This is a genomic window from Frisingicoccus caecimuris, assembly GCF_004340975.1.
In the GTDB taxonomy this organism is placed as follows: Bacteria; Bacillota; Clostridia; order Lachnospirales; family Lachnospiraceae; genus Frisingicoccus; species Frisingicoccus caecimuris.
The window spans coordinates 1-21,634 of sequence record NZ_SLXA01000004.1; the positions used below are offsets into that span (position 1 = coordinate 1).

General features: G+C 44.4%; 26 protein-coding genes. 2 read left to right on the forward strand and 24 right to left on the reverse strand.

All coding sequences use genetic code 11. The features are described 5' to 3' along the window. Positions 1 to 188: 188 nt before the first annotated feature. From EV212_RS05380 to EV212_RS05410, 7 genes are all read right to left on the reverse strand, one after another. Complete coding sequence (locus EV212_RS05380) at positions 189 to 1,100, reverse strand: ribokinase (protein WP_132090034.1); 912 nt, start codon at positions 1,098 to 1,100, stop codon at positions 189 to 191. Positions 1,101 to 1,287: 187 nt separating this feature from the next. Beyond that, the gene (locus EV212_RS05385) at positions 1,288 to 2,145 is read right to left on the reverse strand and encodes an NAD(P)-dependent oxidoreductase (protein ID WP_132090037.1); all 858 of its coding nucleotides are present in this window, start codon (positions 2,143 to 2,145) and stop codon (positions 1,288 to 1,290) included. A 13-nt stretch (positions 2,146 to 2,158) separates the two neighbouring features. Then, positions 2,159 to 2,899, reverse strand: a complete 741-nt coding sequence (locus tag EV212_RS05390) for an amino acid ABC transporter ATP-binding protein (RefSeq protein ID WP_243115469.1) — start codon at positions 2,897 to 2,899, stop codon at positions 2,159 to 2,161. Positions 2,900 to 2,901: 2 nt separating this feature from the next. Further along, entirely contained in the window at positions 2,902 to 3,693 is a 792-nt protein-coding gene (locus EV212_RS05395) for an amino acid ABC transporter permease (protein ID WP_132090040.1), read from the reverse strand. Positions 3,694 to 3,787: 94 nt separating this feature from the next. Next, on the reverse strand, positions 3,788 to 4,717 hold the full coding sequence (locus EV212_RS05400) for a transporter substrate-binding domain-containing protein (RefSeq protein WP_132090042.1): 930 nt from the start codon (positions 4,715 to 4,717) through the stop codon (positions 3,788 to 3,790). Between the two features lie 128 nt (positions 4,718 to 4,845). Next, positions 4,846 to 5,373, reverse strand: coding sequence for a nucleoside recognition domain-containing protein (locus tag EV212_RS05405; RefSeq protein ID WP_243115470.1), 528 nt, complete (start codon positions 5,371 to 5,373; stop codon positions 4,846 to 4,848). After that, positions 5,370 to 5,975, reverse strand: a complete 606-nt coding sequence (locus tag EV212_RS05410) for a nucleoside recognition protein (protein WP_132090045.1) — start codon at positions 5,973 to 5,975, stop codon at positions 5,370 to 5,372. Before EV212_RS05410 ends, EV212_RS05405 begins: the two co-directional genes overlap by 4 nt. Positions 5,976 to 6,169: 194 nt before the next feature. On the opposite strand from EV212_RS05410, the gene EV212_RS05415 reads away from it, so the two are divergent. Next, complete coding sequence (locus EV212_RS05415; RefSeq protein WP_132090048.1) at positions 6,170 to 6,433, forward strand: AbrB/MazE/SpoVT family DNA-binding domain-containing protein; 264 nt, start codon at positions 6,170 to 6,172, stop codon at positions 6,431 to 6,433. A 101-nt stretch (positions 6,434 to 6,534) separates the two neighbouring features. Here the strand turns inward: EV212_RS05415 and rsmI are convergent, their stop codons facing one another. The 7 genes from rsmI to EV212_RS05450 all read right to left on the reverse strand — a co-directional run bounded on the left by rsmI (position 6,535) and on the right by EV212_RS05450 (position 13,587). Then, positions 6,535 to 7,374: a 16S rRNA (cytidine(1402)-2'-O)-methyltransferase gene (gene rsmI, locus EV212_RS05420; protein WP_132090051.1), complete on the reverse strand. Its 840-nt coding sequence runs from the start codon at positions 7,372 to 7,374 to the stop codon at positions 6,535 to 6,537. An 11-nt stretch (positions 7,375 to 7,385) separates the two neighbouring features. Further along, positions 7,386 to 8,120 (reverse strand): tRNA1(Val) (adenine(37)-N6)-methyltransferase, encoded by a 735-nt coding sequence (locus EV212_RS05425; RefSeq protein ID WP_132090054.1) that lies wholly within the window; start codon positions 8,118 to 8,120, stop codon positions 7,386 to 7,388. Between the two features lie 126 nt (positions 8,121 to 8,246). Then, positions 8,247 to 9,149, reverse strand: coding sequence for a PSP1 domain-containing protein (locus EV212_RS05430; RefSeq protein ID WP_132090057.1), 903 nt, complete (start codon positions 9,147 to 9,149; stop codon positions 8,247 to 8,249). Positions 9,150 to 9,151: 2 nt separating this feature from the next. Further along, entirely contained in the window at positions 9,152 to 10,141 is a 990-nt protein-coding gene (gene holB, locus EV212_RS05435; protein ID WP_132090060.1) for a DNA polymerase III subunit delta', read from the reverse strand. A 60-nt stretch (positions 10,142 to 10,201) separates the two neighbouring features. Continuing rightward, entirely contained in the window at positions 10,202 to 10,807 is a 606-nt protein-coding gene (locus EV212_RS05440) for a nucleoside/nucleotide kinase family protein (protein WP_132090063.1), read from the reverse strand. Continuing rightward, positions 10,779 to 12,197 carry an aminotransferase class I/II-fold pyridoxal phosphate-dependent enzyme gene (locus tag EV212_RS05445; protein ID WP_132090083.1) on the reverse strand — a complete coding sequence of 473 codons (1,419 nt, stop codon included), beginning with the start codon at positions 12,195 to 12,197 and terminating at the stop codon, positions 10,779 to 10,781. Before EV212_RS05445 ends, EV212_RS05440 begins: the two co-directional genes overlap by 29 nt. After that, positions 12,190 to 13,587, reverse strand: a complete 1,398-nt coding sequence (locus tag EV212_RS05450; protein WP_132090086.1) for an NAD(P)/FAD-dependent oxidoreductase — start codon at positions 13,585 to 13,587, stop codon at positions 12,190 to 12,192. Before EV212_RS05450 ends, EV212_RS05445 begins: the two co-directional genes overlap by 8 nt. Positions 13,588 to 13,740: 153 nt before the next feature. Between EV212_RS05450 and EV212_RS05455 the strand changes: the two genes are divergently transcribed. Further along, positions 13,741 to 15,120 carry an MATE family efflux transporter gene (locus EV212_RS05455; RefSeq protein WP_132090089.1) on the forward strand — a complete coding sequence of 460 codons (1,380 nt, stop codon included), beginning with the start codon at positions 13,741 to 13,743 and terminating at the stop codon, positions 15,118 to 15,120. 84 nt (positions 15,121 to 15,204) lie between these two features. Here the strand turns inward: EV212_RS05455 and EV212_RS05460 are convergent, their stop codons facing one another. The 10 genes from EV212_RS05460 to EV212_RS05505 form a co-directional block, all read right to left on the reverse strand. Then, a complete protein-coding gene (locus EV212_RS05460; RefSeq protein ID WP_132090092.1) occupies positions 15,205 to 16,284 on the reverse strand; it encodes a hypothetical protein in 1,080 nt (359 codons plus the stop codon). A 37-nt stretch (positions 16,285 to 16,321) separates the two neighbouring features. Beyond that, positions 16,322 to 17,026, reverse strand: coding sequence for a hypothetical protein (locus EV212_RS05465; protein ID WP_132090095.1), 705 nt, complete (start codon positions 17,024 to 17,026; stop codon positions 16,322 to 16,324). A gap of 176 nt (positions 17,027 to 17,202) precedes the next feature. Beyond that, positions 17,203 to 17,853 (reverse strand): hypothetical protein, encoded by a 651-nt coding sequence (locus EV212_RS05470; protein ID WP_132090098.1) that lies wholly within the window; start codon positions 17,851 to 17,853, stop codon positions 17,203 to 17,205. Between the two features lie 55 nt (positions 17,854 to 17,908). Continuing rightward, positions 17,909 to 18,319, reverse strand: coding sequence for a polymorphic toxin type 44 domain-containing protein (locus tag EV212_RS05475; RefSeq protein ID WP_165873312.1), 411 nt, complete (start codon positions 18,317 to 18,319; stop codon positions 17,909 to 17,911). A 222-nt stretch (positions 18,320 to 18,541) separates the two neighbouring features. Further along, a complete protein-coding gene (locus EV212_RS05480; RefSeq protein ID WP_132090104.1) occupies positions 18,542 to 18,778 on the reverse strand; it encodes a hypothetical protein in 237 nt (78 codons plus the stop codon). Next, positions 18,775 to 19,119 (reverse strand): hypothetical protein, encoded by a 345-nt coding sequence (locus EV212_RS05485; RefSeq protein ID WP_132090107.1) that lies wholly within the window; start codon positions 19,117 to 19,119, stop codon positions 18,775 to 18,777. Before EV212_RS05485 ends, EV212_RS05480 begins: the two co-directional genes overlap by 4 nt. Next, the gene (locus tag EV212_RS14025; protein ID WP_132090662.1) at positions 19,068 to 19,331 is read right to left on the reverse strand and encodes an RHS repeat-associated core domain-containing protein; all 264 of its coding nucleotides are present in this window, start codon (positions 19,329 to 19,331) and stop codon (positions 19,068 to 19,070) included. Before EV212_RS14025 ends, EV212_RS05485 begins: the two co-directional genes overlap by 52 nt. A 120-nt stretch (positions 19,332 to 19,451) precedes the next feature. Further along, entirely contained in the window at positions 19,452 to 19,955 is a 504-nt protein-coding gene (locus EV212_RS05495; RefSeq protein WP_132090110.1) for a tRNA (cytidine(34)-2'-O)-methyltransferase, read from the reverse strand. Further along, the gene (locus tag EV212_RS05500) at positions 19,956 to 21,140 is read right to left on the reverse strand and encodes an aminotransferase class I/II-fold pyridoxal phosphate-dependent enzyme (RefSeq protein WP_207669072.1); all 1,185 of its coding nucleotides are present in this window, start codon (positions 21,138 to 21,140) and stop codon (positions 19,956 to 19,958) included. It lies immediately after the preceding gene. Beyond that, on the reverse strand, positions 21,137 to 21,628 hold the full coding sequence (locus tag EV212_RS05505; RefSeq protein WP_132090112.1) for an Lrp/AsnC family transcriptional regulator: 492 nt from the start codon (positions 21,626 to 21,628) through the stop codon (positions 21,137 to 21,139). The genes EV212_RS05500 and EV212_RS05505 overlap by 4 nt, the downstream gene beginning before the upstream one ends. Positions 21,629 to 21,634: the final 6 nt, after the last annotated feature.

Consider the following 21,634-nt stretch of genomic DNA (forward strand, 5'->3'; position numbering starts at 1 on the left):
ATAAGATGTTCCTCCCTAAAAAACCTTAGATTTTTTAGAGTAATTATCTCACAAAAACTAGCAAGTGGCATGGTACCGGCTATTTACCATTTACTATAAAACTGCGGCAGTCGGACATCTGACAATAATTGTGTCATTTCCCGGCTGCCGCAACTTAAACTATTTTTTAAAATTATAATCTTCTCCTTTTATCCAACCACTTCATCCCAATAGGGAATCGAGACAGCGGCTCCCGGCCTGGATACGGCGATTGATGCTGCCCTGGACGCTATCATTAACGCCCTTTCCGGCGATTCTCCCTCTGCCGCACATTTGAGAAAATACCCGGTAAACGTATCTCCCGCTCCGGTCGTATCCACCGCATCTACTTTAAACGCTTTCTGATAACATTTCTTTTCACAGGATTGATATAAAACGCCCTGGCTGCCAAGAGTAAGCACCACTTCCATATCCGGATAGGATGCCAACAGGCTTTTCGCAATATCTTCCGGTTCTTTCTTACCGGTCAGCCATTCTCCTTCAATCTCATTCAGCAAAAGCCAACGAACCTTCCTCAAGTCACACTGGCGGATAACTTCATTGGCCGGTGACGGATTGAGAGCAATCCGCATTCCCCTATCCCAGGCAGAATCCAAAATTTCCGGCACCCGATTGATTTCATTTTGAAGGACTAAAATATCTCCTTTCCCAAATCTTCCCAAAACTTCACCCACAAATCTATGGTCCATAGTCTGATTTGCCCCATCGTAAAGAATAATAGCGTTTTGCCCTGCGTCACTTACCTGGATGATGGCCTTTCCTGTGTCGCAATCCGCTTTCTGAACCAAAGCAAAAGCTGTAAGGCTGTCGGATGACTCTGGAGCAGTTACACACACACCGGACTGACACATTAAGTCCACCAGCCACTGACCATCGGCTCCGATTTTTCCTGCATGATACACATCGGCTCCGGCTCTGGCTAATGCTACCGACTGATTCAGTCCTTTACCACCGGGAAACATTTGAAAACTCAATGATTTTTTGGTTTCCCCTGGCTGGACAAAATCGTCTACATGATAAACATTGTCAATATTTAACGATCCAAAATTCAAAATTTTCATTTCAACACCCCATTTATATATTCCAGTTTCGTCCGCATCAAGACGTCGGAGACAGCGTTTAACGCCACCGCATGTATATTTTCATCTGTAAAGTCTAAATTGAGACCATTAAAATGTGATTTGTAGGGAATTATCAGAAAAAGGCACTGACAACATAGCCAATGCCCTTTTTAAAATGATACATATGTTATTCATAGAATTTAATCAAAGCCTGAGTTCCCATATCGCCGTATTCTGCTTCCAATGTCCGGTAGTTTGCCAATACCTGTTTTAAGATTTTCAAATTCAATCCCTGCGCATTGGCTTCTTCCACCGCCAGATTCATGTCTTTGATAAAATGTTTCATAAAAAATCCCGGTGCATAATCGCCGTTCATGATTTTCTCGCCAAAAGCATCCAGTTGTTTACTTCCGGCCGCACCTGTAGCCACCGAATCCAAAAGCGTCTGAAGATTCAGGCCCTGGGCTTTTGCGTAACTCATCGCCTCGCACACGCCGGAAAGCGTTCCGGCGATCATAATCTGATTGGCCATCTTTGTATGCTGGCCACAGCCCGGTCCGCCTTCATAGTTAATGTTCGTTCCCATGGCCTCAAACACCGCATGACAGGCCTCGTAATCTGCTTTATCACCACCGACAAGAATGGAAAGCGTACCGTTCTTTGCTCCGGTATCACCACCGGTTACCGGAGCATCCAATGCATGAATACCCTTTTCCTTTGCTGACTCATAAATTCTCTTTGCCAGCTTTGGACTGGATGTCGTCATATCTATGACATAAGTCCCTGGTTTTGCACTGTTGAGAATGCCCTTTTCACCAAAATAAACTTCTTCCACATCCGCCGGATAGCCGACGATACTGATCATGGCCTCTACTTCTTCGACACATTCTCCAACGGAAGGATGAAAAATAGCGCCCTCCCTAATAACATCTTCAACCTTTGCCCTTGTTCGGGCAAAAATATGGAGTTCATATCCAGCCTTCATCAAATTCCGGGTCATGGATTTTCCCATAATTCCAAGGCCAACAAATCCTATCTTTTTCAAAAAAATTCTCCTTTCAGCTATTAACAAAACGGCTTAAAAATTCTTTTGTCTGAGCGCTCTGCGGATTTCCGAAAATCTGCTTTGGCTCCCCTTCCTCCACGATAACACCGCCGGCCATGTAAACCACATGATTGGATACATCCCGTGCAAAAGCCATTTCATGGGTAACGATCATCATAGTCAGGCCCTCATCTGCCAGTTTACGCATAACAGCCAAAACCTCCCCGACCATCTGCGGGTCCAGGGCTGATGTCGGTTCGTCAAACAACAGAACCTCCGGTTCCATAGCCAAAGCCCGGGCAATAGCTACACGCTGTTTTTGGCCACCGGAAAGCTGACGTGGTTTGGCGTTAATATATGGCGCCATGCCGACCTTATCCAAAAAGTACATGGCGTTTTTCCGTGCGGTTTCTTTATCTTTTTTTAAGACCTTTTCCTGTCCGACCATACAGTTTTGCAGAACGGTCATATTATTAAACAGATTAAAACTCTGGAACACCATCCCGACCTTGGCGCGATAAGCGGCCTCATTCATCCGCTCCTCCATCATATTTTTCCCATGATAAATAATGTCCCCGGCCGTCGGCTCTTCAAGGAAATTAATACAGCGGAGCAGTGTGGATTTTCCCGAACCGGATGCGCCAATAATACAGGTCACATCGCCCTGCTTGACAGAAAAATCAATATCCCGAAGTACCACATTTTTTCCGAAGGCCTTGCTCAAATGACGGATTTCTAAAATCTTTTCGTCCATGATCACTCTTCCTCCTTCTTTTCTGTTGAATAGTTGTACATTCCGCTTGTATGGGCCAGCGTATCTGTCGTTGCCAGATCGTAGTTATCTGGTCCATCCAGTCTGCTTTCCCAGAACCGAAGAATCCTTGAACAGGTGAAGGTCAGGATGAAATACATCACCATGGCAATGGCAAAGGATTCAAAGTACAGATATTTTGCTCCGGCAACCCCCTTCGTCGTATAGAACAATTCAACGGTGCCGATAATTGAAAGAACGCAGGTATCCTTAATATTGATGATCAGGTTATTGCCGATCTGAGGCATGATATTTCTCAGCGCCTGAGGCATGATAACATAGAGCATGGTCTGAACATGATTCATGCCAATGGCTTTCGCACCTTCTGTCTGCCCCGGATCAATGGATAAAATACCGCCGCGGACGGTCTCCGCCATGTAGGCTCCCGTATTGATGGATACAATAAAGAAAGCAGCAAACCACATGGACATATTAATATTAAATACGGCCGCCGAGCCAAAATAAATGAACATGGCCTGGGCCATCATCGGTGTGCCTCTGAAAACCTCAACATAGGCCGTCAAAATAAAACGAACCACTTTCAGAACGACACGTTTCACAATATTATCTTTTTTAGAAACAGGAATGGTCTGGACAATACCCACGGCAAAACCGATGATACATCCAATAAAGGTACCGACCAGAGCAATGATCATGGTCACGCCGGCTCCGCGCAGGAATGACGTGGAATATTCTTCAATTAACATTACGATTCTTCCCCAAAAGGTTTCAGGCATCGTTTTTTCCCCCTTTGTATATTACTCCGTATATATAGACATAAAGCACGGAGACCCTACCGTCCCCGTGCCTGTATTTTTTTCAGTTATTCCTTTATTCGGAAAGCGGCTGAACAGAAATTGCTTCTTCCATCATGGAATCGAAATCTTCTGATGTCAGATCTTTTAAAGCTTCATTAAGCTGAGCTGTCAGAGGACTGTCTTTCTTTACAGAAATACCGATATTGATCTCTTCTTCAGAAACTTCATAATCATCCTCTGTTCCGCTGAAGTCTAACAGTTTGAAATCCGGATAAGCTACCATTGCTGCCATACCAGTCGGCATATCCGTAACAACAACGTCACATTTTCCTGCATTTAATGCAACCAGCATGGCCGGTGCGGATTCCTGAGCCGGCAACTGATTAACGTTCGGAATCTGTGGAATACATGTGTCATACCATACAGTATTCAACTGGGAAGTACATGTAGCGCCATCTAAATCAGAAACCCCTTTAGCTTCGGCATATGGTCCGTCCGCTTTTACCAGTGTGATAATCGATGCGTAATAGTAAGGTGTTGTAAAATCCACCATCTCCAAACGGTCAGATGTAATGGACTGACCTGCGATAACGCAGTCTACAGTACCAGACTGTACGGCAGGTACAAGAGAATCCCAGTCGAGTTTTACAATTTCAAGTTCAAGGCCAAGTTTTTCAGCCACATATTTTGCCATCATAACGTCATATCCATAGGCGTAATCGGAGCTTCCCGAAATCGGAACCGCACCGTTTGCATCCGTTGGCTGCGTCCAGTTGTATGGTGCATAACCGCACTCCATAGCAACCTTTAAAACACCGTCTTCAATCGTTTTTACTTCGGCAGATGCTTCTCCTGCAGCGCTTTCTGCGCCTGTTTCTGCTGTTGTCCCGGCTGTTGTTTCAGCCTTTGTCTCGGTCGTTTTGGAACCGCATCCGGTCAGAATACCGCATACCATAACGCCGGCCATCGTCATCGCAAGAGCTTTTTTCAAATAACCTTTCATTTTCTCCATCCCTTTTCCTTTTTTCTATAGTGCAAAAATAGTCGCAAAGGCAGCATTTACGCACCTTTGCGACCTCTTAAAAACACTTCAATTATAAATGTTATCACCCTTAAAGTCAATATATAATTTTAGTACATCATCCCTGTCAACAAAATGCTGGCAATCACGCCGACAACTGCCGCTGTCAGGGCTCCGGCCAGGGTCCACCGGGTCTTTGTGATTTTCTGAGACATGTAATAGACCGACATGGTATAAATGCAGCTCTCCGTACAACTTAAGACCAAGGCTGATAACCAGCCGTTCTGGGAATCCACCCCATATTCTGTAAAAATATCCAGCATCAACCCCGTGGCCGCTGTGGAAGAAAATAGCTTGATGAAAATCAATGACAGTACTTCCGGCGCCATAGCCAATTTCTCAATGACCGGTTCCAGAGCCTGCCCCACATAATCAAAGACATTGGCTGCCCGAAGGACGCCTACTGCCGTCAGCAGCCCGATCAGCGTCGGCAGAATGCCGCCCACTGTTTTCAGCCCATCCTTCACGCCTTCCAGAAAAATATCAAAAATATCCAGTTTCATGCTCAGGCCAAGGCCGACCACATATAATATAATCACAGGAATGATACAATTGGACAAGAATAAAATCAGGTTCATGGGCGCCTCCCCATGATCTTAACAAAGATGATACCCGCCACCGTAGAGGCTGCCGTCGCCAGAATTCCCGGCAGAACAATCTCCGTCGGCACCGCTGCTCCAAACTGACTTCGGTAGGCTATAATGGTCATGGGAATAAGCTGTAACGAAGAAACGTTGATGACCAGAAACGTACACATTTCCCGGCTGGCCGTCCCAGCCTCCATTGCCAGCGGATGCCGTTTCACCCGACGTTCATCCTCCAACTGTTCCAGCGCCTCCATGGCCGAAATCCCGGCCGGTGTGGCCGCCCATCCAAGTCCAAGCACATTGGCAGCAAAATTCAGAGATATGTATTTCTCTGCCGGATGGCCCTCAGGAATATGCGGGAAAAGAAAATGAATCAACCCCTCCATTTTCCTGGTGAGAATATCCAACAGCCCTTCCGCTTCTGCCAGACGCATAATACCGCTCCACATGGCAACAACTCCCGCCATTCCGATAGCATGATTTACTCCGGTTTTCGCCGACTCCACCAACGCCGTGGACACTTCCGCCGATTTCCCGGTGAGCAGCCCCACCGCAATGCCGATGATCAGCATCCACCCCCATATTTTATTCAAATATTCTCACCCTTGACTGTAATTATTTTCATATATATGGAATTTTATTGAAAAATATTCCATCAAAATCCATTGACAAATTCCCCCGTCACTGCTATGATTGGGATAAATCAATGATATAAAAGTCAACGGTGACTGTCAGACACATAAGGTGTTTTGGCAGTTTTTTTGTTTTCTCAAGGAAGTTGTTTGAAATGAAAAGTACAGGTATTGTAAGAAAATTAGATGAGCTGGGCCGTATCACCCTGCCGATCGAACTGCGGCGAACTCTCAATATCAGTGAACGGGACCCTTTGGAAATATTTGTAGATGACGAACGCATTATTCTGAAAAAATACGAACCCTGTGATATATTCACCGGGGATATGAATGATCTGATCGATTACCATGATAAAAAGGTTTCTAAGCGTTCGATTATTGAAATGGCCAAAATGGCAGGGCTTACTATCCAAGAGTAAGCCCGCATTACATAGCCTGACGGTATAGTCTGTATCGTAATCAGGCCCATTTTGTCGGTGACGTAAAGGGCTCCCCCGGTCCTTGCGTCACCATCCCCCCTCTAATGAAGTAAATATTGATAGACCTCGCGTTTGGTCATCCCCCGGTCCGAAGCCACCGATTTCATTGCTTCTTTTTTGGTCTGCCCCTTTGAAAGATAAATCCCCATATGTTCTTCAATGGACAGGGATTCCCAGGCAGCCTGCTCTTCCTTTTTCAGTGCTTTCGCATCTGCGCCTTCAAGGACAAGGACATACTCTCCCCGGGGTTCATTGGTCTCATACCATTCAATGGCCTCTTCCAAACAGGTCGGCCAGGTTTTCTCATGCCGTTTTGTCAGTTCCTTACAAATGGTCAAACGTCGGTTGCCAGCCGTTTCCTGAAGAACTTTTAATGTTTTCAGCAGACGATGGGGCGCCTCATAAAAAATCGTTGTACGGGTTTCCCGCTGCAGCCGTTCCAGAACCACTTCCCGCTCTTTTTTATCCATTGGCAGAAAACCTTCAAAGCAAAAGCGTCGGGTAGAAAGCCCCGACATCGTCAGCGCCGTGATACAGGCAGCCGGGCCGGGCAGGGACGTCACCTCGATTCCCGCTTCAAGACAAAATCTTACCAGTTCTTCTCCCGGGTCGGAAATGCCCGGCGTTCCTGCATCCGTCACCAGCGCGATATTTTTCCCCGATTTCAAATCTTCCACAAGAATTTTAGCTTTATCGATTTTATTAAATTCGTGATAGCTGGTCATCGGTGTTTTTATATCAAAATGATTCAGCAGTTTTATCGTATGACGGGTGTCTTCCGCCGCGATCACATCCACACTGCGCAGAGTTTCCAATACCCGGAAAGTGATATCTTCCAGATTGCCTATAGGTGTGGCACATAAGTATAATTTTCCTGCCATGACATTTCCTCCTAATATCCGTAAATATCATATATGACGTCATGATAAACGCCGGGTTCTTTATAAACGATCAATGGTTCCTCCACTTTGATCATGGATTTGGCTCCCCGGACCGCCTCTATCATGACCATATTGGGTTCCTTATCCACAAAGGGATACACCAGCTTCATCCGTTTCGGCTCCAGCTTATAGGCTGTCAGCGTCTGAAAGATCTCCACCAGCCGAAATGGCCGATGAACCAGATAAAATCGTCCGCCGGGCCGCAATAGCCTGCTCGTCTCCCGCACCAGGTCCTCCAGCGTGCACAATACCTCATGCCGCGCAATGGCCTTCGGTGCATTCGGATTTTTAATGCCATGGGCATCCGTCATATAGGGTGGATTTGATGTGATCACATCGAAGGACGCCAGCGGAAACAGCCTGGAAGCTGCCTTGATATCTCCGGTCACAATATCTACCTTTTCTTCCAGATGATTGTAAGCCACACTGCGCCGGGCCATATCTGCGCTTTCTTCCTGAATCTCCAGACCAGTAAAATGCCGTCCCTCCGTCTTGGCCTCCAGAAGGATTGGAATGATTCCCGTTCCTGTCCCCATGTCCAGGACCTTTTCACCTTTTCTCACCCGGGCAAAGCCGGACAGCAGCACCGCATCCATCCCAAAACAAAACTTATTCGGATTTTGTATAATCTTATAACCGTTACGCTCCAGATCATCGAGGCGTTCGTCCTTTTTTAATTCAATCATCGTTTAACTCCATACATTTTTAGGACGCAGACCTTTTCTGCCCCCGAAAAAGGACATCCCATACTCATGGGATGCCCCGATCATTCAGTTCTCCTGAAGCACTGTATATCCGACATACAAAATGTCCTACAGGGCGGAGCCTCCGTCCCGTTTTTCCATCGCTTCCAGTTGTTTGAGTTCCGCATCATTGATATTCAACCGCTCTTTTTTACGTTTTGACCGGAATTTCAACTGAGAAACGGGATACTCTTTAATTTCTTTTTCGTCATTATCCAAAGTGACCACAATCTTGACAAGCTGACGCAGCACATTCACCCCGGAGACTTCTCCGCGGAAACCATCCAGTGTGGTTACCCGGTCGCCAATCATCGGAAGCTTGCTGTTCAGATATTCATAAGTCTCTTCCTCATTTTTTAAACAACACATAAGACGTCCGCATACACCGGATATCTTGGTCGGATTCAGGGACAGATTCTGTTCCTTCGCCATTTTTATGGATACCGGCGCAAACTCAGATAAATGGGAATGGCAGCACAGTGTTCGTCCGCAGATACCGATACCGCCGAGAATCTTTGTCTCATCCCGGACACCAATCTGACGCAGCTCAATCCGCGTTTTAAACACAGAAGCCAGATCCTTCACCAGCTCACGAAAGTCAATACGCCCGTCTGCGGTAAAATAGAAAAGCACTTTATTATTATCAAACGTATACTCCGCATCAATTAATTTCATTTCCAGCTTATGTTTGGCAATTTTCTCAAGACATATATTAAAAGCGGATTTCTCTTTTTCTTTATTCTTCATCTCTATCTCGTCATCCTCCGGCGCTGCCACACGAATCACCGGCTTCAGCGGCTGAATGACTTTATCATCTTCTACTTCCCTGGGCCCTGTCAGAACCAGCCCGTATTCAATTCCCCGGGCCGTTTCCACAATGACATGCTGGCCGACTTCTATATCAAAATCTACCGGATCAAAATAATAAATCTTTCCGGCCTGACGAAATCTCACGCCAATTACTCTTATCATCTTTAACTCTCCTTCATCACAAGCAACATCATCTCCATGGCCACATCGAAATTTACATTGGCGGCCAGCCGGGCTTTCGCCTTTTCCAATGACTGAATGATCTCATTCAATCCTTCATAAGACGAACGCTTCGCCTGATCCATCAGGAAACGATATTCATCTTTATATACAATGGCATTGGCATCCTTTGTCACTTTGAGAATAAGTACATCCCGATACCAGACCATCATCATATCAATCACATCGTTTATATCGGTTTTATAGGCACTGAGCCTCTTTACGGCCTCGATCACCTCATAAACATCCATTTCATGAACATTTTTTACAATGTTCAGCACATGATACTGAAGGTCGTTAAAATCCTCCGATGAAGCCATCTGGATTGCTTTCCCGACCACACCCTGGGAAAATGCGGCGCAAATCCGGGCCTTATAGTCGGGCACACCATATTCTTTCTCAAGGAACTCCTCGATTTTATAATTGTCCACCGGTTTCAGATGAAATACAATACATCTGGACAAAATCGTCGGCAACAGAGCTTCCAGATTGTTCGTCAGCAACATAATAATGCCGTATTCCGGCGGTTCTTCAATCGTCTTTAACAGGGCATTCTGAGCCTGTTCGTTCATCTTTTCCGCTTCATCCACTATATATATCTTATATTTACTGCTGTAAGGCTTAATCCCCATGTCTGCATTGATCTGTGTCCGCACATCATCTACGCTGATGGTCGCCGGCTTTTCGTGGGTGAGCCACTTCACATCCGGCTGGTTGCCCGTGTCCATCTGATGGCAGGAGCGACACATGTTACAGGAATCTCCGTACCCGGCTTCACACTCCAGAGCCTTTGAAAAGGCTTTCGCCAGCATATTTTTACCGCAGCCGTTCGGGCCCTCAAAAATATAGGCATGAGATATTTTTTTGTTTTTTAAAGCAGTTGACATATGTTGGATAATCTGCTCATGACCAATAACACTTTTAAAGTTCGACATAATGTGTCACCCCCTGTTTCTGCATTCACTTATTTTGAGTATAACACATTCTTTTTCAAATTACGATACTTCGTTATCTCTGAATTTCAAAATATCCTTACGGATTTCTTTCAAACATATCTCCATATCCACATTTTCATATCTATGTTCAATCTCGCATTGTTTCAATCTCTCTCCGGAAAAATCTTCCATGTCGGCGAGGAACCGCCGGCACATCTCAGCATACCCCGGGACAGCCTGCTGTTTTTCACGTTCCAAAGCCCGGGACAATCGAAGCCCGTCTTCCACGTAAATATAAATCGGACGGACATGTTCTTTTCCGAAAAAATTGCGGATTTTCTGATAAGATTCCAGGGTCCCGATAATAATCAAATCCCGCGGCCCGGAAAAATCAATCTGTCCATCGTCCACCATAAAATAATTCCACAACCCGTGAACCGTGTGGTAATCCCGGCACTCAATTACCCGTCCCTCATTCCGAAAGGTTTCAAGTGTCTGCGGTGAGACAAAATGATATTCCACACCTTCCTTCTCACCTTCCCGCATCGGCCGGGTCGTATAGGAAACGACGGTCTTTAAGTTAAGAGCCTCATCCTGAACCAGACGTTTAAATATGGTATCTTTGCCCGATGCACTTTTACCCATGATGCAAAATAACTTTGACATTTCCGTTCTCCTTCAAATAGCCTCCATGGACTTCCAGCCCCTGGCTTAGGTAATTCTGAATATTTTCTATATGTTTCATCTGTATCACTTCTCCCGGGACAAGGATAGGCACTCCCGGAGGATACAGATAAAGATAATCGCCTATCACTCTTCCATTCGCGTCCGCCAGCGCCACCTCTTCTGTTGGCTGCTCCGCCGCCGCATCAATTTCCATATATCGTTCCGGAGTCAAGAGAGAAATCCCTGTTTTATCCGCTACGGATCGCTGCACCGGACTATCGTTCTGAGCGGCTTCGCTGTCAATAACTTCCAGAGCCTGTGCCAGTCGCTGCAACCCCTCCGAACTGTCGCCTACTGTTGACATTGCCAAAACATAACGAGCCGACGCCATCTCCATCTGCAGATCAAAGCTTTTCCGAAGCCGATCGTAAAGCTTCCGACCGGTCTGATCGGACCTGTCAGTACAGATGACCAGTTTTCCCCAGTCAAATATCCCCTCCGATGTATAAAGATACAAATGTTTCATATCTTTCAGGCGTCTGCGGAACTTCCAAACCTCCTGACTGTAGCAGGCAAACCGCTCTGCTCCCTCCTGTACCAGCCATGACATACATTGACTGATAGAAGCCATGAGCACGTAGGATGGACTGGATGTCTGATAAGTCACCAGCATTTTCCGAAGTCGCTCCCGGTCCACCAGACGGCCATTGATATGAATCAGGGCGGTCTGGGTCAGGGCCGGCATGGTCTTGTGGAGACTTTGAATGACCACATCGGCACCGCAGGCCACCGCATCCGGCAGTCCAATCCAACGCAGATGGGCTCCATGAGCCTCATCCACAATACACGGGATTTGCCGTTGATGCGCCGCCTCGCAAATTCCTCTGACATCTGACAGAAGACCCTCATAGGTGGGCGATGTAAAAATTACCGCCCGAATATCCGGGTATTTCTCAAGGGCTTCCTCTGCCTGTCTGCAAGTAAGTCCCTGGTAGATTCCCGGTCCTTCGTCAAGCTCCGGCCATAAATACACTGGCCGCAGCCCATTCAGTTCCAGAGCATGATATACGCTTGTGTGGCAATTTCTCGCGACGAGCACCCGATCACCCCGGTGAGTCACACCACCGATAGCTGACAGAAGGCCGCCTGTGCTCCCGTTGACCATAAAATGACTTTCCTCCGAGCCGTAAAGGGATGCTGCCTGCTCCTGCGCCCTTTTCAGTAAATTTTCAGCCCCATGAAGATTGTCAAATCCGTCAATCTCTGTCAGGTCAAATCGATAGGGGTCTTCCATGGCCATCATCTGCCGTTTATGTCCCGGCATATGAAAAGGATAAGCCCGACTCCGGCTGTATTCAATTAACTGGGTATACAGTTCCGAATCACGCATGCTTCTTTTTCAAAATACTTCGTGCCACTGCCAGACCATTAGCCGAAGCCTGCTGTAACCCCCGAGTCACAGATGCTCCGTCGCCCATAGCCCGAAGTCCCTGGATATTTGTCTCAAAATCATCATTGACCAGAACTTTATTGGAGTAAAACTTGACCTCCACCCCATAGAGCAGCGTCTCATCACTGGCAATACCCGGTGTGACCTTGTCCAATGCTTCGATCATCTCGGCGATGTCCACCATGATCCGGTGCGGGAATACAAGTGATAAATCTCCCGGCACTGCATCCTTTAACGTTGCCGTAATATTATTTCGGATCATACGTTCATCCGTCGTCCGGCGGCCCCGCTTGAAATCGCCGTACCGCTGAACAAGAATCTTTCCATCGCAGAGCATATTCCCCAGCCGGGCAATATATTTACCGTATTCTATCGGGGATTTAAACGGTGACGTAAAGTTTTTCGATACAAGAATGGCAAAGTTCGTATTCTTTGTTTTCAAATCCTGAGATTTATAGGCGTGTCCATTGACAACAGCCAGTCCCTCATCATAATATTCTGTAGCCACTTCCCCCGACGGATTTGTGCAGAATACCCGCACCTTATCATCAAAGGTCGGTGTGTAATAAACGAGCTTCGCCTCATACAGTTTTTCATTCAGCTCTTTCATAATTTCATCCCGGACTTCCACGCGGACACCCACATCTACCGTTCCGACCTTTGTATCAATGCCGTGGCTCTGGCAAATATGTGAAAACCATTCGGAACCTTCCCGGCCCACACCGGCAACGATTTCATCCGCATAGAAGGTTTCACCTTTATCCGTGACAACACCCTTTGCCATACCATCCTCAATAATAATATCCTGGACCATGGTCATAAACCGAATCTCCACACCAGCAGCCATCAAATGATTCTGAAGCCGGGTATAGATCTTATATCCTTCCTCAGTACCAAGATGACGGATCGGACATTCGATAAGTTTCAGATTGGCACGGATAGCTTTGGTTCGAATACGTTCAATCGCCGCATAATCCTCCAGACCATATACCCGTTCATCTGCGCCAAATTCCAGATAAATCTTATCTGCTTCATTTAATAATTCAATGGTCCGGTCATATCCAAGAATCTCCGGCAGATTTCCACCGACGTCCGGAGAAAGGGATAATTTGCCATCGGAAAATGCTCCGGCTCCGGCAAAGCCCGTCGTAATAGAGCAGGGTTTGCAGCCGACACATTTTTTCGTTGTCCGCTTTGGACAATTCCGACTCTCAATGGCCCGGCCCTTTTCAATCATCAAAATTCTCATTTCCGGATTGTTGCGAATCAGCTCATATGCACAAAAAATACCGGATGGCCCGGCCCCAATAATAATTACATCATACTTCATTTTATATCACTCCTTGCTGGTCGCATTTAATCATTGTAATCATAACACATTCATCAGACTTTGGCAACGAAGACTGCCTTTTCTTGTTTTCTTCCAATGAATATGTTATGATAATCTGAACGTGAATATACAAGTTTTTAAGGGGGTTCTAAAGTGAATCAAAATACACCGAATAAACTGGGTACAGAAAAAATCAGCCGACTGTTGTTCCAACTCGCTCTGCCGGCCATCACTGCCCAGATTATTAACATGCTGTACAATATTGTGGACCGGATTTACATCGGCCATATCACCGAAATCGGAACACTGGCCCTGACAGGCGTCGGCGTATGCTTTCCTATTATTATATTAATCTCTGCTTTCAGCTGCCTGATTGGTATGGGTGGTGCGCCCCAGGCATCTATCCGAATGGGTGAACAAAATATGAATGAAGCCGAGCGAATTCTCGGTAATTGTTTTGCCGCTCTGATTATTCTTGCCGTCACCCTGACAGCGGCTTTTCTCATCGGAGGCCGGACACTGCTCCAGCTTTTCGGTGCCAGCAGTGACACCCTCCCTTATGCCATAGAATACTTAAATATCTATGTTATCGGTACAATCTTTGTAATGATTTCTCTGGGACTGAACAGCTTTATCTCCGCTCAGGGTTTTGCCAAGATCAGCATGTTTACTGTCGTTATCGGCGCTGTTATCAATATCGTTTTAGACCCGATTCTTATATTTGGTTTACATATGGGCGTCCGAGGCGCTGCACTGGCCACCATTATCTCCCAGTGTATCTCGGCTGTCTGGGTTCTCAAATTCCTGACCGGAAAGAAAACCACATTAAAAATCCATATTTCAAATATGAAAATTTCCAAAGGAATCCTGATGCCGGTCCTGGCGCTTGGCCTGTCGCCATTTATTATGCAGAGCACCGAGAGCCTGCTGAGCATTTGCTTTAATACCTCTCTGCAAAAATACGGCGGAGATTTGGCGGTGGGCTCCATGACCATCCTGACAAGTATCATGCAGATTTTGTCTCTGCCCCTGTCCGGACTGACCCAGGGCGCACAGCCTATCATCAGCTATAACTTCGGCGCCGGCAATAAAGAACGCGTAAAGCAGGCCTTCCGGCTGCTCTTTATTTCCTGTGTCGCCTTCGCCACCCTGTATTGGCTCCTGAATATGGCCGCTCCCGGACTCCTCGTCGGTGTCTTCGCCAGCGACCAGGAGTTAAAAGACATGGCTTCCTGGGCTTTACGAATTTATCTGGCCACCGGCTTCATGATGGGTATCCAGATGGCCTGTCAGCAGACCTTCGTCGCCATTGGCCAGGCAAAAATTTCCCTCTTTTTGGCCCTGCTTCGAAAAATCATTCTGCTGATCCCCCTCATTTACATTTTGCCGAACTTCTTCGCAGATAAGGTATTTGCGGTATTTCTGGCCGAGCCGATTTCCGATTTTATCGCCGCTTCCACTACCTTCACCCTGTTCCAGCGGCGTTTCAACAAAATGCTGAACAAACGGGAAGCCCTGCTGGAAAAACAATAAAATACAGTATTCCCATTAGGTCTATACCCAAAACGGCACGGAGCCGGAAACCTGTGATATGGTTCCCGGCTCCGCATTGTATCTTTACTCGTAAGCCCCACTCAAGTCTAACCGCCATCCATCAATATAGAATTCATATTCTTCTATTGGGCAGTCTATGTACTTTGCTCCAACTACAGCATTATTTGATACTTCCATTTCCTGAAAAACGCCTTCCCTGTTATCTGATATTTCGGTATTTTCTTCCGCCCCACGGAGATACAGCATATAATACTCGCCCTGTACTTCTTCAATCATATACCGCCTTAACAACACCTGACCGCTCTTTACATTTTCCCCCCTATCATAATAGGCGCCATTGATTTTTTCAGCCGCGGCAAATGAAAAACGCAACGTGTCCGAAGCATTGCCCTCACCGCTTTCTTCCACAATTAATAAGGTTCTGTCTCCCTGCACAAGTAAATATTTTTCACCAAGCCCAAGCGCTGATATATAGTCTTCCAATGTATAAAATGGTATGTCTTCCGACGATTTATCTCCCAGGTTGTACCCATCACTTAAATCCATTAACACTCCATTTATGTACAGCTCATATTCCTCTATTGGACAATCAATATATCTTGCTAATAATTCCACGCCGTCACCGGCCGGAACCCGCTGAAATTCTCCTCCCAGACTGTCCTCCACTACATCTTTGTCTTCAACATAAAAATAAATATAATATTCTCCCTGATTTATTTGAAGTGTTTGTTCTGATGCGTTCTTCACTCTCATCGTGTCCTGGCTATAGTAATAGCCGTCCGCTTCTATTACAAATGCAAGCACATAAAAACTTTTGATTCCGTCTGAATCTTCCTCACGGAAAAACAGTAATGTACTATCCCCTCTTACAATAAAATAGTTCGAAGTTCCTTTAGATTCTTCTTCAATTAATGCTTCTTCTGTGGGATAATAAACAACTTGTTCGGCCTGCTGCGTCTCATCATCTGCTCCTGCCGCTGTTTCTTCAATAATAATCTTCTCCCTCGAGTCTTCTGCTACAGCCTCTGTTTCAGCCCTCTTTGTCCTGCTGAATTTTAAAGAAATATTGCCGCTTAAAAATCCCCAAATATTAATTAGAAAAAACAAGACTATCGCCAAAACAATAATTTTCTTCCTGGACATTATTCTCTCCTTCTTTATGGGCCTCTCCCCTTTGTTTTTAAGCCAAAAGATTGTTTAAAATCTTTAAGAGGAGGGCTTCTACTTCTCTGAACCGTTTATCAAAAGATTTATAATTGGTCTGACAAATATAAATTCTCCTTTCGTCAAAGGCAATCACACTCAGGCTCTGGTACTGTCCCATATTCTGAAGAAGATTCCGATGGACAAATTCATCAGCCTGTTCATTTAGCTGACGGATACAGATACATTGGATCAATTGAACATCATACTTCTGTATTTTCCCCTTTCCAATTTTCTTTTCTGCTACTTCCCAGAATAAATCCGTCATTTTTCTTAAAGTATCCTCGTCAAACGCATCCGTCCAAAAAGTTTGTAATATAGTCAACTCCCTTTTTTCACATTTAGACGCCAATACTGTTTCTATATTGTTGTCTGATACCACCGTTTGCACATCTCCAAAGCCTTCCTGCTCTGCCTCCTGAAACAATCGATTCTTGAAGTCTTCAAAGCTGCTTACATTCAGCGTTTTAATTAAAGGTTCCACTTTCAAAGTCCATGGCTGAGCATCAATTCTGGCTGCAAAATATAACCCCGGTATCGACAAAATCAATATTATGACTATAAAAATAACGAAAACCAATATATTTTCTGTTTTAAGCGCCGCATAAAAACCCACTACGCCACAGAATATATAAAATATCATAAAAACTTTCATCCACATAATTTTCGTTTTCGTTTCCATCTTCTCCGAAGCCTCCTCTCAATTTGTTACGGATACCGAGCAGTTTTTCTATGATAAATCAGAACTACTGCTCAGTATCACTTTTTTCCAGCCACTATTGCTCAATCCATATAGACAATAAATTCCATCAAGATTGTACATGTCTTCTCTCCTATGATTCAATTTGACTTTGGAAGTTACTCATTTCTTTCTCTGGCAGTTATGTAATACCACTGTTTCTCCTTTTGTTCCGAATTTACTTCATAACCATCCCACAAACATTCTCTTACCACCTGCTCTATATTCATCGCATTATCATCAGATTTATAAACAAACATAGAAAAGCCACTGTCCAAAAATCCTCTCTTAACCCAAAATCCAATCATACATTCATCATTATTCCGATATATTAAAATATCTCCCCCGGAAGAGCATTTTTTATATTTGTCAGGAAGTTCGACGAATCCCTTCTCTTCAGATTCACCAAGTTGATAGTTTTCTACCATTTCAACAATTTCATATCTCACATTTTTATACACTCTAAAATTCAGCTTATTCTGGCTTCCGCTTAATAAATACATAAGGTATACAACAACCAAAATTATAGGAATAAAATCCTTAATTGATTTATGATTTCCTTTTAAATATTTCACCGCCCATATACCACATGCAATGAATAAGAAAAAGAATAGCATATCCAGAATAGAATAGAGAACAAAAAAGTGAAAAAACAATTGTTCATAATACCAAGAACTTAAAAAATTTATCAAAACCACTGCCGCGCACAATAAACTAAGCTTCTTTAAATTTCTCGTCATACTCCATTCATCTCCCTTTCCTAAATACATTTAGTCTGCCTGCTTTCAAAACTATTATCATTTTTTGAAAGCAGGCGACAAGAATTTAGAATTTAAAATATGAATTTACCCTATCTATGTCCCATAATATGGATCCAAAAATAACCATTAATTGATCTCGTGGATCATCAAATAAAGCATAAAAATGTTTCCACTGAATATTGGGAAAATCCGTCTTAACTTGATATGCGCCTCCTCCTATAAGAAGAATATCTATTCCAAATAATTCACGTCCTACATACCCATAGTGTATATTTCCTATATCGTCATTTCCTAATGCTATCCCGTTAAATGTGTAAGTAAAATTATCACTAAAACTCCAATTTGACTGATTTTTCAAATCCCAATCGTCACCTGTTTTTACTTTATTTATAAAATATAATGCTGCCAATATAAGTCCATAGTTTTTCTCATATTCCCTTAATTCTTCGGCATTTTTTCTCATTTCATTAGTCAACTTCCATGTTATATCAACAACAGGCTTTGTTTTTGGTGCAGATTTCCTTTCATAGTTTCCTAATTTGTTACGGATACCGATCAGTTTTTCTATGATAAATCAGAACTCCTGCTCAGTATCACTTTTTCCAGTCATTATTACTCAATCCATATAGACAATAAATTCCATCAAGTTAGATACATAACAATCCCAGTCTTTTTTTATCGTATTTGCTCATAGCTGCTATTTCCCAAAAAGCTTTGCATGAATAAAATATGTAATAATGAGAATTGCCACACAAATATACCCCATTTTGCAAAAAAGTTCAAAATTCCATGGTATATTGAATTTTGCAAGTGTTTTTTCAAATAAATCTGGACCTAAAATATCATGTGCAAATCCTATCACTCCAAAGAAAACTACTAAAACAAAAGATATTCCTTTTATTGTGTTTAAAAGTATTTTTATAAAATCACTCATTTTAAAGAATACCTCCTTTTCTTTGCTCTCGCCATAGGATTTTTACAAAACAGAGCATATAGTACATGCATCCAATTATAAGCAACAAATCCATAAGGAACAACTTTACCGCCTGCCGATTTTAAAGTTTCACCAAAGCTTGTTTTCCCACCAAATATGTCTTCAACATTCATATTTAACCAGTGCTGACCTCCAATACTTGCCATTTTTGTAACCGGGGCTATCCCAACAACTCTTGCGCCATTGTCATAAATAGCTTCTGCCACATTAGTTGCAATTTTTTTCGTATCTAACCCTTCAGCTCTGCTTTTTCGTGCCTGCAAAACAGCCACTCTGGCCACTCGCCACCCCCGTCAAACATATTGACAGGATTGTTCCAACAATAAGCATATAAATTGTACTGCACAGAATTTTCATGAAACTTTACAAATGGTTCCACGTCATCCAAACTAATAAATCGGCACAATTCAGGACTATAATAACGGCTGGAAACATAATAAAACTTTGTCTCGGTATCGTAATAATAGCCGTATTCAACATTATTATACAGGATGGAGACAGGATTTCCAACACGGTTGTAAGAAAATCATACCATCGATAATATTTTTCTCTTAAAAAAGTACCCGCCGGAGCCTTTGTTTTTAAAACGCTCTTCGACGGGTATCTTTAATCTCTATTCTTTCCAGTGAAGTCGGTGAAGCTCACCGAGGAGCTGCATCTGTTTGAAATTCTGCTGCCTCAGCGCTTCATAAAGCACGATGGCCACAGAATTTGAGAGGTTCAGGGAACGGATGTTTTCAAGCATTGGTATCCGCACGCAAAACTCTTCATGTTCCACGAGAATTTCCTCCGGAATTCCGGCGCTTTCCTTCCCGAACATGATGTAGGCGTCTTCCTCAAAGGCCACGTCCGTATAGACATGTTTTGCCTTGGTCGTCGCCATATAGAGCTTCCCCTGACACTCGGGATTCTTTTCAAGGAAATCGGCAAAGTTATCATAGACAGTCACATCCAGATCTTTCCAGTAGTCCATTCCGGCCCGACGGAGCTGCTTTTCATTAATCTGAAACCCCAGAGGCTCAATGAGGTGCAGTCTGGACCCTGTCGCCACGCAGGTTCGCCCGATATTCCCCGTATTTGCCGGAATCTCCGGCTCTAATAATACAATATTCAGCAACTAAATCAATCCTTTTTCTTTACGAATCTCCGCAACAAACCGGGCAATACGGTCCGTCGCATGTTTTAACTCATCCAGCGAGTAGGCGTAGGAAATACGCAGAAAGCCCTCACCACATGCACCGAAAGCCGTTCCCGGAACGACGGCAACTTTTTCCCGGTTTAAAAGCTCCATAGCAAACTCATCCGAAGTCATTTCAAGCTCCTTGATACTCGGAAATACATAAAAGGCTCCGAAGGGTTCAAAGCATTTCAGGCCCATTTTACGGAAGGTATGCACGAGGAAGCGGCGGCGCTGATTGTAGGAAATACGCATCTCTTCTACATCTTTTTCCCCGTTTTTTAATGCATCCACGGCCGCATACTGACTTGTTGTCGGCGCACACATGATGGCAAACTGATGAATTTTAAGCATCTGCTCCAAAATGATATGGGGTGCGCATGTATAGCCAAGACGCCATCCGGTCATCGCATAGGCTTTGGAGAAACCATTAATTAAAATCGTCCGTTCTTTCATTCCCGGCAAAGATGCAATGGTCACATGCTTGGCCCCATAAGTCAGCTCACTGTAAATCTCATCCGACATAACGAGAATATCTTTCTCAATACAGACTTCCGCAATATCTTCCAAATCCTCGCGCCGGAGCACGGAACCCGTCGGATTATTTGGAAATGGAAGAATCAGCACCTTGGTCTTCGGTGTAATGGCTGCAAGCAGTTCTTCCTTCGTCAGACGGAACTCATTTTTCTCCTGAAGTTCCAAGATCACGGGTTTTCCTCCGGCTAAAACAGTACATGGCTCGTAAGACACATAGCTTGGCTGAGGGATAATGACCTCATCCCCCGGATTCAACACGGCCCGCAGACCAATATCGATGGCTTCTGACCCGCCGACAGTAACCATGACCTCTGTTTCCGGATTATATTCTACCTGATAGGTCCGCTTCAGGTAATCACAAATTGCATTTCTTAAATCCTTCAGGCCGGAATTGGACGTATAAAAAGTCCGTCCCCGTTCCAGCGAATAAATACCTTCTTCCCGGATATGCCACGGCGTGTCAAAATCCGGCTCGCCAACACCGAGGGAGATCACCTCCGGGTCGTCCATCTCGGATACTAAATCAAAAAATTTTCGAATACCGGAGGGTTTAATCCCCACGGTCCGTTCTGCCAACAGATTTTTCACGGTGTAATCAACATCCTTTCACGTGGGCTCTGGGAAACAAAAATCGTCCCGTGTTCTTTGTATTTTTTCAATACAAAATGGGTCGCTGTGCTGAGTACCGAATCCAGCGGTGACAGCTTATCGGAAACAAACATGGCAACCTCCTGCAGTGTCTTTCCTTCCAGCATGACCATCAGATCAAAACCGCCGGAAATCAAATATACCGAATTTACCTCGCTGAAATTATAGATACGCTCCGCAATCCGGTCAAAGCCCTGTCCTCTCTGCGGTGTTACACGTACTTCAATCATAGCGATAACCTTCTCGTTATTCACTTTATTCCAGTTGATCAGGGTGTGATATCCACAAATAATCTTGTCCTGTTCCATCTCGTAAATAGCTCTGGATACATTATCCTCCGTATCCCCCAGAAGAACGGCCAGATCTGCCACACTGACCTTACTGTTCTTCTCCATGATCGCTAAAATTTTTTCTTTTAATTCACTCATTTCGAC

Bases quoted from the DNA above. Each gene is read 5' to 3' on its own strand.
- rsmI (WP_132090051.1), bottom strand. From the start codon at position 7,374: ATGGCAGGAAAATTATACTTATGTGCCACACCTATAGGCAATCTGGAA.
- EV212_RS05395 (WP_132090040.1), bottom strand. From the start codon at position 3,693: ATGCCTGAAACCTTTTGGGGAAGAATCGTAATGTTAATTGAAGAATAT.
- EV212_RS05405 (WP_243115470.1), bottom strand. From the start codon at position 5,373: ATGAACCTGATTTTATTCTTGTCCAATTGTATCATTCCTGTGATTATA.
- holB (WP_132090060.1), bottom strand. From the start codon at position 10,141: ATGTCGAACTTTAAAAGTGTTATTGGTCATGAGCAGATTATCCAACAT.
- EV212_RS05505 (WP_132090112.1), bottom strand. From the start codon at position 21,628: ATGAGTGAATTAAAAGAAAAAATTTTAGCGATCATGGAGAAGAACAGT.
- EV212_RS05415 (WP_132090048.1), top strand. From the start codon at position 6,170: ATGAAAAGTACAGGTATTGTAAGAAAATTAGATGAGCTGGGCCGTATC.
- EV212_RS05380 (WP_132090034.1), bottom strand. From the start codon at position 1,100: ATGAAAATTTTGAATTTTGGATCGTTAAATATTGACAATGTTTATCAT.
- EV212_RS05465 (WP_132090095.1), bottom strand. From the start codon at position 17,026: ATGGAAACGAAAACGAAAATTATGTGGATGAAAGTTTTTATGATATTT.
- EV212_RS05400 (WP_132090042.1), bottom strand. From the start codon at position 4,717: ATGAAAGGTTATTTGAAAAAAGCTCTTGCGATGACGATGGCCGGCGTT.
- EV212_RS05390 (WP_243115469.1), bottom strand. From the start codon at position 2,899: ATGGACGAAAAGATTTTAGAAATCCGTCATTTGAGCAAGGCCTTCGGA.
- EV212_RS05430 (WP_132090057.1), bottom strand. From the start codon at position 9,149: ATGATAAGAGTAATTGGCGTGAGATTTCGTCAGGCCGGAAAGATTTAT.
- EV212_RS05445 (WP_132090083.1), bottom strand. From the start codon at position 12,197: ATGCGTGATTCGGAACTGTATACCCAGTTAATTGAATACAGCCGGAGT.
- EV212_RS05460 (WP_132090092.1), bottom strand. From the start codon at position 16,284: ATGTCCAGGAAGAAAATTATTGTTTTGGCGATAGTCTTGTTTTTTCTA.
- EV212_RS05480 (WP_132090104.1), bottom strand. From the start codon at position 18,778: ATGAGTGATTTTATAAAAATACTTTTAAACACAATAAAAGGAATATCT.
- EV212_RS05450 (WP_132090086.1), bottom strand. From the start codon at position 13,587: ATGAAGTATGATGTAATTATTATTGGGGCCGGGCCATCCGGTATTTTT.
- EV212_RS05440 (WP_132090063.1), bottom strand. From the start codon at position 10,807: ATGTCAAAGTTATTTTGCATCATGGGTAAAAGTGCATCGGGCAAAGAT.
- EV212_RS05470 (WP_132090098.1), bottom strand. From the start codon at position 17,853: ATGTATTTAGGAAAGGGAGATGAATGGAGTATGACGAGAAATTTAAAG.
- EV212_RS05425 (WP_132090054.1), bottom strand. From the start codon at position 8,120: ATGATTGAATTAAAAAAGGACGAACGCCTCGATGATCTGGAGCGTAAC.